Below are 9,868 nucleotides of genomic sequence, written 5' to 3' on the forward strand. Positions count from 1 at the left end.
CCGACAGGGTAACCGCCAGCGGCGATATCGGCGTGGCGGCAGGCCGCGACGTGAACCTGACCACCGCGACGGAAAGCGACTATCACTTCAGGGAAGAGACGAAGACCAAAAAAGGGTTCCTCAGCAAGAAAACGACCCACACCATCGAGGAAGACAGCGCGACCCGTGAAGCAGGCACCCTGCTTTCCGGAGATAACGTGACCGTGCAGGCGGGTAACAACCTGCTGGTGCAGGGCTCGGCGGTGGTGGGCAATAACACCGTGGCGCTGGGCGCAGGTAACAACGTCGATATCGTGGCGGCCACCAACACAGATTCCTCCTGGCGCTTTAAGGAGACCAAAAAGAGCGGCCTGATGGGCACCGGTGGTATCGGCATCACCGTCGGCAGCAGCAAATCCACCCATGACCTGCGTGAAGCGGGCACCACGCAAAGCCAGAGCTTCAGCACCGTCGGCTCTACGGGCGGTAACGTGGTTATCGCTGCCGGAAATCAGGCGCACATTGGCGGCGCAGACCTGATTGCCGGGAAGGACATGAGCCTCAGCGGCAGCAGCGTCATTATCGATCCGGGCCATGACAAGCGCACCCGCGATGAAACCTTCGAGCAGAAGAAAAGCGGGCTGACGCTGGCGCTTTCGGGCACCGTCGGCAGCGCGATTAACAATGCCGTCACGTCGGCACAGGATACCAAAGAGGAGAGCGACGGACGCCTCAAAGCCCTTCAGGCTACCAAAACGGTACTCTCCGGCGTTCAGGCTGGTCAGGCGGCGGACATGGCTAACCTGACGGCCGACCCGAACGCGATGGGCGTCAGCCTCTCGCTGACCACGCAGAAATCTAAATCGCAGCAGCATGCCGAAAGCGATGCGGTGGCGGGCAGCACCCTGAACGCGGGCAACAATCTTTCCATTACCGCCAACGGCAAAAAGGGTGAAGGCGATATCGTGATTGCCGGAAGCCAGCTGAAAGCGGGCGGCGACACGCTGCTGGACGCGAAGAACGACGTCATTCTCAGCGGCGCCGCCAACACCCAGCAGACCAGCGGCAAGAACAGCAGCAGCGGCGGTGGTATCGGCGTGAGTATTGGTGCAGGTAAAGGTGCCGGTATCAGCGTGTTTGCCAACGTCAACGCGGCAAAAGGCAAGGACAAAGGCAACGGTACCGACTGGACTGAAACCACCATCGACAGCGGCAAGACCATCACCATTAAGAGCGGAAACGACACCGTGCTCAATGGGGCGCAGGTCAACGGCAATAAAATTGTCGCCGATGTGGGCCACGACCTGCTGATGAGCAGCCAGCAGGACAGCAACAAATACGACAGCAAGCAGACCAGCGTGGCGGCGGGCGGCAGCTTCACCTTCGGCAGCATGACGGGCTCCGGCTACATCTCTGCCTCCCAGGACAAAATGAAGAGCCGCTTTGACTCCGTTGCCGAACAAACCGGAATGTTCGCCGGTGATGGTGGTTTCGATATCACGGTTGGCAACCACACCCAGCTTGATGGCGCAGTCATTGCTTCCACGGCCACGGCAGATAAAAACAGCCTGGATACCGGAACGCTGGGCTTCACGGACATCCATAACGAAGCGGATTTCAAAACCCAGCACACCGGCATCAGCATCAGCGGCGCGGGCAGCTTCGGTGACCAGTTCAAAGGCAACATGCCGGGCGGGATGATTGCGGTGGCGGGCAACAGTGGTCATGCGGAAGGCACCACGCAGGCGGCAATCGCGAACGGCATCATCACCATCCGCGACAAGGACAACCAGAAGCAGGACGTGGCGAACCTGAGCCGCGACACTGAACACGCCAACGACAGCATCAGCCCGATCTTCGATAAGGAGAAAGAGCAGAAGCGCCTGAAGGAAATCGGGATGATCAGCGATATCGGCGGCCAGGTGGCGGATATTGCCCGGACGCAGGGGGAGCTGAATGCCCTGAAGGCTGCGCAGGATAAATACGGATCTCTTCCGGCGAATGCGACGGAAAAAGAGCGCCAGGAATATCTTGCGAATCTGCGTGATACGCCGGAATACAAAAAGGAGCAGGAAAAATATGGCACCGGCAGCGATATTCAGCGTGGTATCCAGGCAGCAACGGCAGCGCTTCAGGGCCTGGCGGGTGGTAATTTAGCGGGTGCGCTGGCCGGGGCTTCGGCACCGGAGCTGGCGCATCTGCTGAAGGGGCCAACGGAAGGTAACGCAGCCGTTAACGCTATCGCCCATGCCATTCTCGGTGGGGCGGTTGCGGCCATTCAGGGGAACAGCGCGGCGGCAGGCGCTGCTGGAGCTGCATCGGGTGAACTGATTGCCAAAGCCATTGCGGGAATTTATTACCCTGATGTGAAAGACCTGTCGACACTGACAGAAGACCAGAAGCAAACCATCAGCTCTCTGGCGAGTATCTCGGCAGGTATTGCAGGAGGCCTTGCGGGTGGGAATACTGCAGGTGCTGCGGCCGGGGCCTCGGCAGGGAAGAATGCGGTTGAAAATAACTTCCTTAGCGTGTCAGAGAAGACAGAGCTTGAGCTGGCGAAGCTGAAACTCACCAGTAAAGATCCAGCCGAACGTGAAAAAGCACAGCAGACTATCAATGATCTACGTGAAAAAAATATTGCCAGTGATAAGAAGGTTATTGATGCCTGTGGTAACGGTGCGGCAGGGAGTGCGGCTTGTGCGAGTGCGCGGCTGGAGGTCATAGCGGCCAAAGGTGAATATGAAACCGGGCCTTATAACTCGAAGGTTAGCCAGCAATACGCAGATGCTTACGGGCAGATAGTGAACCTGCTGAATATCACAAACGTTGATGCACAAAATCAGCAGCAGGTGAAGGATGCACTGACGCAGTATGCAATGGATATACTGGGGGTGGATCGTCAGACGGCTCAGGGCTATGCAGAAACGAAGCAGGGCATGGATATTATTGTTGCTTCGGTAACTCCGGTGTTGGGTTCAGCAGCAGCTAAACAGCTCAGTAAAGTTGTAGACGCGAATCTCAAGGTCGTGGCAAAAGGAAATGTTGATGGGGCTAAATTCACTGATACCAATCAGGGAGCAAGGCCTTCCAACTTGGCAGATGTGAATAAACCAACGCTGATCGACGGGCGAATCCAGGCTAAAATAGATAAGCAAAACAAACCTCTCCCTAATGGAAATATGGCTACAGCGCATGCTGAGGTGGGGGTCATCCAGCAAGCCTATGAAAAGGGTATGTCCCAAGGACGTGATATGACTATGAGCGTATCTAAAGAACCTATATGTGGTTATTGTCGCGGCGACATTGCAGCTATGGCTGATAAAGCGGGGCTGAAATCGCTAACAATTTATGAAGAGTCAACGGGAACTGTCCTTTATTGGCAGCCTGGAATGAAGTCTCTTAAGGTTAGGGATTAAGATGAACTTCAAAATGAGTTGGACATTGTATGGGAATGGTGGGAATTACCGAGTATCAAACTGGGTCGACATACTAAACCAGTTGGAACAACTTCGGGGAAAAGAAGGTTCCCTGACTCTTGATATGCTGAGTGATATAAATCATGGCGCGGAAATGTTACAAGTCAGAACTGAAAGCGGTTATTACCTGATAACGTTAGGTGAAATTGTCGAAGACGAATATCAAGTAAGGACTTGCAGTGATATTTCTAAACCTGATGTCGGAATGATGATACTTGGTGATCGTTGGTCTGAACGTCAACTTATAAAAGACTTTGATTTTGTAGTCCGAGTATTCAAAGACTTTTTCAATACTGGTAATGTATCAAAAGATCTTCTTAATTAGAGCATGCATCCCGGCTATCAAGCCGGGATTTTATTTTATAACCGGACGGGATGCTTGCCCGCGAACTCAAAGTTTTTCCAGTTCCACCCGAGCAATCACGCCCTGCAAAAATGCCATAACTTTCTGTTGCTCAGATTCTGGTAATTCTTTGGCTTTATTGAATACTTGCATTAGAGGAGTGACGGTTGGGCGAGCAGTGATCACCAGACATCCCGGCATCACGCGAATATCAATTTTGGTGCCTGTAGTAAACCCGGCTTCTTCCATCCAGGTGCCGTTCAGGCGCAGGCTGGCGCTTCGGGTGTAGCGTTTAGTTCTGTTAGTTTTACGATCGTAATGACGAATGCTGACATAGCTGACCGTCATATCCCTTAATACTTTGGGTTCTGCTTTTTTAGGCAAGCTACGATCGTTATTTTTGCGTACTGGCTCATGTTTTTCTGTATTACCTGCCAAAAATTTCGAATGTGTTTTGGCAATAGTGTTTCCTGGCTTAGAATCAGTGTCAGCCATATTCAACTCCATGTTAGTTGTCTGTGGTCAGCGACATGGAAGTGTTGGTAGCACTTTCATGTCGCGCTCTTTAATAATCAGAGTTTTCTATTTTATCGATTTTCCTGTTGCGGTCTTTCGGTTGCTTTGCTGCGTCCATTATACCCTGGTGAATAAAATTACAGCACTGGATGCATGAGCAATATTAATATGTTAGAGGCCGCTTCAGAAAATATTATCGATTCATGTAACGTTGCATTTTAAATTGCTCATTTAAATGCTGATCGCCACAGTAGCAACAAAACCGTTATCTATGAATCCGTACGCCAGCAGGGCACGGAAATCGCCAGCGGCGGCAACACCACGATTATCGCCGGACGTGAAAGGTATGACAGCAAATGCCGCAATTGGTGTTGGAGTTAACTCTACTGCTAAGTTTGCAGGAAAAGACCCATTTAATTAAATAAACCATGAGGAGGTTTTAGCTATTACAACTCATCGAACTAAAACAAGTTTGGAAAAATCCACAATGTAACATCACTAATGTTAGTGGATAAAGATTTGTCTCATTAATGTATAAAAGGAATCATATACATGATTAAAAAGATGATAGCAGGTTCTCTCTGCTTAAGCGCCTTACTTCTGGTGGGCTGTGCTACGGAATCTTCCCGCTCTGTTGAGGTCGCTAAAGTTGAAACAGCGCAAACGGTCTGGCAGGGGCAGCGTAGCCTTATAGCGGTTGGGAAATTCGATAACCGCTCAAGCTATATGAATGGCATATTTTCAGATGGCGTGGATCGACTGGGTAATCAGTCGAAAACAATTTTGGTCACCCATCTACAACAAACAGGTCGCTTTAATGTCCTGGCTCGATCCAATATGGATGAGATCAAAACTGAAGCGAACATCAGTGGCAAAGGCCAGGCGTTGAAAGGTGCGACCTATGTTATTACGGGAGACGTAACCGAGTTTGGTCGTAAAGAAACTGGCGACAGAGTTCTGTTTGGTATTTTAGGTCGAGGTAAATCGCAGGTTGCATATGCCAAAGTGGCCCTTAACGTCGTCAATGTCAAAACGTCCGAAGTGGTGTTCACGACTCAAGGGGCCGGGGAATACGAGCTGTCGAATCGTGAAATTCTTGGTTTTGGTGGTACCGCCAGTTACGACTCCACGTTAAACGGAAAAGTATTGGATCTGGCAATCCGGGAATCTGTAAATAATCTGGTTACTGCTATTGGAAATGGCTCCTGGAATCCAGGAAACACTAATTAAAAGGAATTAAAAATGAAAAAATTTAATAAGGTAATGCTTTGCGCCGTGGTGTTAATACTGGCTGGTTGTGCAGCAAAATCTCCACAAAAAATTTATAACTGGGATGGCTATCAGGATTCTGTTTATCATTTCTACACCAATGAAACCAGCCCGCAGGAGCAAATCGCTACCTTGCAGAAACTGGTTGAACGGTCGAAGGCAAATAATAAACCGGTTCCACCAGGTGTCCATGCTCAACTGGGAATGCTTTACGGTAATACCGGTAATGCGGACCTGGCAATGGCTGAGTTCAATGCAGAAGAAAATAAATATCCGGAATCGGTATCTTATATCCACTTCCTGAAAGCCAAAAAAATAAAAGGAGAATAACATGAAAGGATTATTCGCATTCTTTACTCTTGCTCTGGCACTGTTAGCAACGGGATGTAGCACCGGGAATAAAAAATCAACTGACTATTCTGCATTCAGGGAGAGTAAGCCGCGCAGTATTCTGGTATTGCCACCCAGAAATCAGTCACCGGATGTCAATGCCAGCAATAGCTTGCTTAGCGTTGTTACTATGCCACTGGCTGAGTCCGGGTACTATGTCTTCCCTGTTGCGGTTGTGAGTGAAACATTTAAACAAAACGGCGTGACTAACCCGGATGATATCAGCTCAGTCCCGCTTAAAAAGTTGCACGATACCTTTGGTGCCGATGCAGTGATGTATATCTCAATTACCGATTACGGTACCTCTTATCAGGTTGTGAATAGCGATACACGAGTGACAGCAACTGCACGTCTGGTGGATTCCCGCACTGGTAAAGAGTTATGGACTGGCGGGGCAACGGCATCGAGCAATGAAGGTCAGAAAAATAGTGGTGGGGGATTGATTGGCGTTTTGCTGACGGCAGTCATCACACAAATTGCTAATTCATCAATTGATAAAGCTCATGATATTGCAGAGGTTACTGGCGCACGTATGTTCAGCGCAGGCTCAAACGGTGGTCTGCTGTATGGTCCTCGTTCGCCAAATTACAATAAAACACAGTTGTAAAATCAACTGCGTATTACGGTCAGGGTCACCAAAGGTTTGGTGACCTTTTTGAAAATACATTAACAGCGGTCTGTTGCATTTTTAGTGCTTTCTGTAAGGGCGGTAACGCGGTGATGCAGGAGGCAACGACCTGAACGTCACGGCGGGCGCCATCGACGCGGGTAAAACCGCACAGCTGGTGGCTGACAATGACCTGAACCTGAAAGCGGCGGGCAACGGACAGACCAGCCGCACGGGCGGCAGCGAAAGCCATCAAAGCAGCGCCGACAGAACCACGATTTCAGCGGGCGACGACGTGACGCTGGTTGCCGCGCGGGACGTTACCAGCCCGGCGGCAGGTATCGCGACAGAAGGGAATGTCGGTATCCAGGACGGACACGACGTCAATCTGCTGGCGGAAGAGTCCGTGACTGGCAGCAGCTCGCACTCGAAAAAGAAAACCGTTAACGTTAACACTATTCGGGTAGTGTTATCCCCGGATAACATTCTCTCTGAACGCCAGTAAACTTTTTAGCTGGCGACCTGCCGCGCTAAGCTTCAGCTCCGCTCTGGTCGGCAGGGGGCTTTAGTTCCTCGGTCTTGCGCTCAGCTATCGTCCGGAATGCGTCGTCCTGCTTACCTGTGCCATCTCTTTCTCTAAACGGTCGAGGCAGTCAGCGCGGACATCCGCCGGTGATGCTGCTCCCGTCAGGGTCATCGTCACCTTCATATCTTCAGCATACAGGCGCAGCAGGTTGGCTATGCCGGCTTCTCCTGCCGTCGCCAGCGCGTAAATATATGAACGTCCCAGCAGTACCCCTTTAGCGCCAAGGGCAAGCATCCGGATAACGTCCACCCCGGAACGCACCCCAGAATCGACAAGAATCGTGAGATCATCCCCGATGGCATCCACAATCCGGGGCAGCGCCCTGGCTGTCGGGACGGCGCCATCAAGCTGCCTGCCTCCGTGATTAGAAACTACGATACCGTCAGCACCCAGTCGGACGGCATTCCTGGCATCTTCAGGATCAAGAATGCCCTTGATAATCAACTTCCCTTTCCAGCTGTCTCGTATCCACTCCAGATCGTGCCATGCAATGGAGGGGTCGAAGTTATTGCTTATAAACCCCATATAATCGTCCATCGTCATTTTGTGCCCGGTGTAGGCTTCAATATTACCAAATGACAGGGGCCTACCAGCCAGCCCAACGTCCATGGCCCAGTGGGGATGGGTACAGGCTTGCAGATATTGCCTCAGGGAGGCGTGAGGTCCGGACATACCGGAACGGTTATCGCGATAGCGCGATCCGGGGATGGGCATATCGACGGTGAAAACCAGCGTTTTCATGCCTGCGGCCCATGAGCGTTCCAGGGCATTACGCATGTAACCGCGATCTTTAAGCACATACAATTGTGACCAGAGCTCACCGGAGGCATGCTGTGCAACTTCTTCAATAGAGCACACTGATACCGTGGAAAGAGTGTAAGGGATACCAGCGTTGGTGGCGGCGCGTGCCGCTTTGACTTCGCCGCGGCGAGCATACATGCCAGTGGCTCCGACGGGGCCTAGCGCTATCGGCATTGCCCAGGACGTTCCAAGGAGATTGGTCGCGAGCGTCGGATCGCCAACACCGCAAAGCACACGCTGACGAAGCGCAATTGAGGATAGTTCAGCGGCGTTCGCGTTCATGGTATTTTCTGCCACCGCGCCGCCGTCAATATAATCAAATAAAAATCGTGGCAGGCGATGACGGGCGGCCTCACGATAATCGCCGGGTGCTGAAACAATCATTTTCTTTTCCTTATTTATCTTAACTAAGTTGATGTTCTGCAGGCAGAAAAACTATAAGCCCAATAAAATAAGGAGGAAAATGAAATTTTAGAATCCCCGTCATGCAGAAAGGGAATAGCCTTATTGTTATATGCTGTGGATTTCTCTGACGAAATATTTCTGGTAAAAATGCGTTCATTTTTTGTCAATCATTCGGCACGGATATAACAATCTCGTTCCGCGATTTCAATCCATCATTGATGAGGTACTGGTGAACATTCCGGATGGTTTGGCTATGGGGGCTGGACGTGATGGTATCGAGCGGCCTGGATGGTGATCCAGGCGGCGGGCACGGCTATTAACCGACAGGATTGCCGGTCATTTAAATGATTCACGAGCCGCGGCCGGAGCCTCGGATCAGCACTTAGCCTCAGCCTCTGCTGCTGATTTTTTCCCCGGCGCTGGCGGGCGGAAATACCCGAGCGCAGAGGAAATCGACCAGCGCCCGAACCTTCGGCGAGGGGTGCCTGCTGGCGGGCCAGAGCACGTGGAAGACGCCGGCGCGTTCCACCCGATCGGCCAGAATGCTACGCAGCCGGCCATCCGCCAGCGGTTCGGCAATCGCGAATTCCGGCAGATAGGCGATCCCCAGACCTTGCAGAGCAAAGCACACCCGCGTCTCGATGTTGTTGCAGATCATTGAGGTGGGGATCTGCAGCTCAGGGTCTCCGGGGGCCTGCCGGAGCGCCCACGGCTCCAGCTTGCCGGTGTGGGGAAGGCGGTAGTGCAGGCAGGTATGCTCCAGCAGATCGGCAGGCACGTTGGGGATCCCCCGCCGCGCCAGGTACTCGGGCGAGGCGACCAGCATCGAGTTGAAGTGGCCCAGCTTCCGCGCTGAGAGGCGGGAGTCCGTGGGATTTCCCGTTCTGACCACCACGTCGAAACCTTCTTCAATCACATCGACCAGCCGGTCCGTGAAGTCCAGATCCAGCTCGATGGCCGGATATTCGCGCATGAACTCGCCGAGCACCGGCAGCACCAGCGAGCTGACCACGGGCAGGCTGACCCGCAGCCGGCCGCGCGGCGCTGCCGTTGCCTGCGACAGCTCCAGCTCCGCCGCCTCGATCTCGGCAAGAATGCGCCGGCTGCGCTCCAGGAACAGCGTGCCCTCGGCCGTCAGCGTCACGCTGCGGGTGCTGCGGTGAAACAGGCGCACGCCGAGCTTCTCTTCCAGCCTCGCCACGCTTTTGCCGATGGCCGATGCCGAAACGCCCAGCAGCCGGCTGGCCGCGACGAAGCTGCGCGTTTCGGCGACCCGTACGAACACCATGAAGCCGTTAAGGTTGTCCACTTCACTCCTCCATTGCGGACATAGAGTTCCGCTAAGACAGGAACTGTACCCTACTTTTTCTTTAATAGCCGCGTTTCTATCATGGCGGGAACGTTCACTGATGAAAGGAATTTCTCATGTCGGTTCCCGCATTTTCGCTGCATGCAGGCGTTGCGCCTGCGCAGCTCTCCGCCCGCATTCAGGCCGC

General features: G+C 52.6%; 9 protein-coding genes. 6 read left to right on the forward strand and 3 right to left on the reverse strand.

Going from position 1 to position 9,868, the window contains the following annotated elements:
* Together PFH44_RS21370 and PFH44_RS21380 are read left to right on the forward strand one after the other, a co-directional pair.
* Positions 1-3,395, forward strand: a 3,395-nt coding sequence (locus PFH44_RS21370; protein WP_463671561.1) for a hemagglutinin repeat-containing protein, incomplete at its 5' end; no start/stop codon positions are given.
* 1 nt (position 3,396) lies between these two features.
* Entirely contained in the window at positions 3,397-3,780 is a 384-nt protein-coding gene (locus PFH44_RS21380; RefSeq protein WP_283826077.1) for a DUF6911 family protein, read from the forward strand.
* 66 nt (positions 3,781-3,846) lie between these two features.
* Here PFH44_RS21380 and PFH44_RS21385 read toward each other — a convergent pair whose 3' ends face one another.
* A complete protein-coding gene (locus tag PFH44_RS21385; protein WP_283826078.1) occupies positions 3,847-4,293 on the reverse strand; it encodes a SymE family type I addiction module toxin in 447 nt (148 codons plus the stop codon).
* A 573-nt stretch (positions 4,294-4,866) separates the two neighbouring features.
* Here PFH44_RS21385 and PFH44_RS21390 point away from each other — a divergent pair.
* From PFH44_RS21390 to PFH44_RS21405, 4 genes are all read left to right on the forward strand, one after another.
* Positions 4,867-5,544 carry a CsgG/HfaB family protein gene (locus tag PFH44_RS21390; protein ID WP_283826079.1) on the forward strand — a complete coding sequence of 226 codons (678 nt, stop codon included), beginning with the start codon at positions 4,867-4,869 and terminating at the stop codon, positions 5,542-5,544.
* 12 nt (positions 5,545-5,556) lie between these two features.
* The gene (locus PFH44_RS21395; protein ID WP_283826080.1) at positions 5,557-5,913 is read left to right on the forward strand and encodes a DUF4810 domain-containing protein; all 357 of its coding nucleotides are present in this window, start codon (positions 5,557-5,559) and stop codon (positions 5,911-5,913) included.
* 1 nt (position 5,914) lies between these two features.
* Positions 5,915-6,580, forward strand: coding sequence for a DUF799 domain-containing protein (locus PFH44_RS21400; protein ID WP_128878856.1), 666 nt, complete (start codon positions 5,915-5,917; stop codon positions 6,578-6,580).
* A gap of 178 nt (positions 6,581-6,758) precedes the next feature.
* On the forward strand, positions 6,759-7,085 hold the full coding sequence (locus PFH44_RS21405; RefSeq protein WP_283826081.1) for a hemagglutinin repeat-containing protein: 327 nt from the start codon (positions 6,759-6,761) through the stop codon (positions 7,083-7,085).
* A gap of 84 nt (positions 7,086-7,169) precedes the next feature.
* On the opposite strand, the gene lldD is transcribed toward PFH44_RS21405, so the two are convergent.
* Both lldD and PFH44_RS21415 read right to left on the reverse strand, forming a co-directional pair.
* Complete coding sequence (gene lldD, locus PFH44_RS21410) at positions 7,170-8,351, reverse strand: FMN-dependent L-lactate dehydrogenase LldD (RefSeq protein ID WP_283826082.1); 1,182 nt, start codon at positions 8,349-8,351, stop codon at positions 7,170-7,172.
* A 409-nt stretch (positions 8,352-8,760) separates the two neighbouring features.
* The gene (locus PFH44_RS21415; RefSeq protein ID WP_283826083.1) at positions 8,761-9,681 is read right to left on the reverse strand and encodes a LysR family transcriptional regulator; all 921 of its coding nucleotides are present in this window, start codon (positions 9,679-9,681) and stop codon (positions 8,761-8,763) included.
* Positions 9,682-9,868 lie beyond the last annotated feature (187 nt).

The sequence above is a fragment of the Klebsiella sp. Ech2A genome (genome assembly GCF_030078455.1).
GTDB classification, from domain to species: domain Bacteria; phylum Pseudomonadota; class Gammaproteobacteria; order Enterobacterales; family Enterobacteriaceae; genus Klebsiella; species Klebsiella terrigena.

Excerpts from the sequence above, each read along its gene's own strand:
- PFH44_RS21380 (WP_283826077.1), top strand. The coding sequence starts at position 3,397 with ATGAACTTCAAAATGAGTTGGACATTGTATGGGAATGGTGGGAATTAC.
- PFH44_RS21385 (WP_283826078.1), bottom strand. The coding sequence starts at position 4,293 with ATGGCTGACACTGATTCTAAGCCAGGAAACACTATTGCCAAAACACAT.
- PFH44_RS21390 (WP_283826079.1), top strand. The coding sequence starts at position 4,867 with ATGATTAAAAAGATGATAGCAGGTTCTCTCTGCTTAAGCGCCTTACTT.
- PFH44_RS21395 (WP_283826080.1), top strand. The coding sequence starts at position 5,557 with ATGAAAAAATTTAATAAGGTAATGCTTTGCGCCGTGGTGTTAATACTG.
- PFH44_RS21400 (WP_128878856.1), top strand. The coding sequence starts at position 5,915 with ATGAAAGGATTATTCGCATTCTTTACTCTTGCTCTGGCACTGTTAGCA.
- lldD (WP_283826082.1), bottom strand. The coding sequence starts at position 8,351 with ATGATTGTTTCAGCACCCGGCGATTATCGTGAGGCCGCCCGTCATCGC.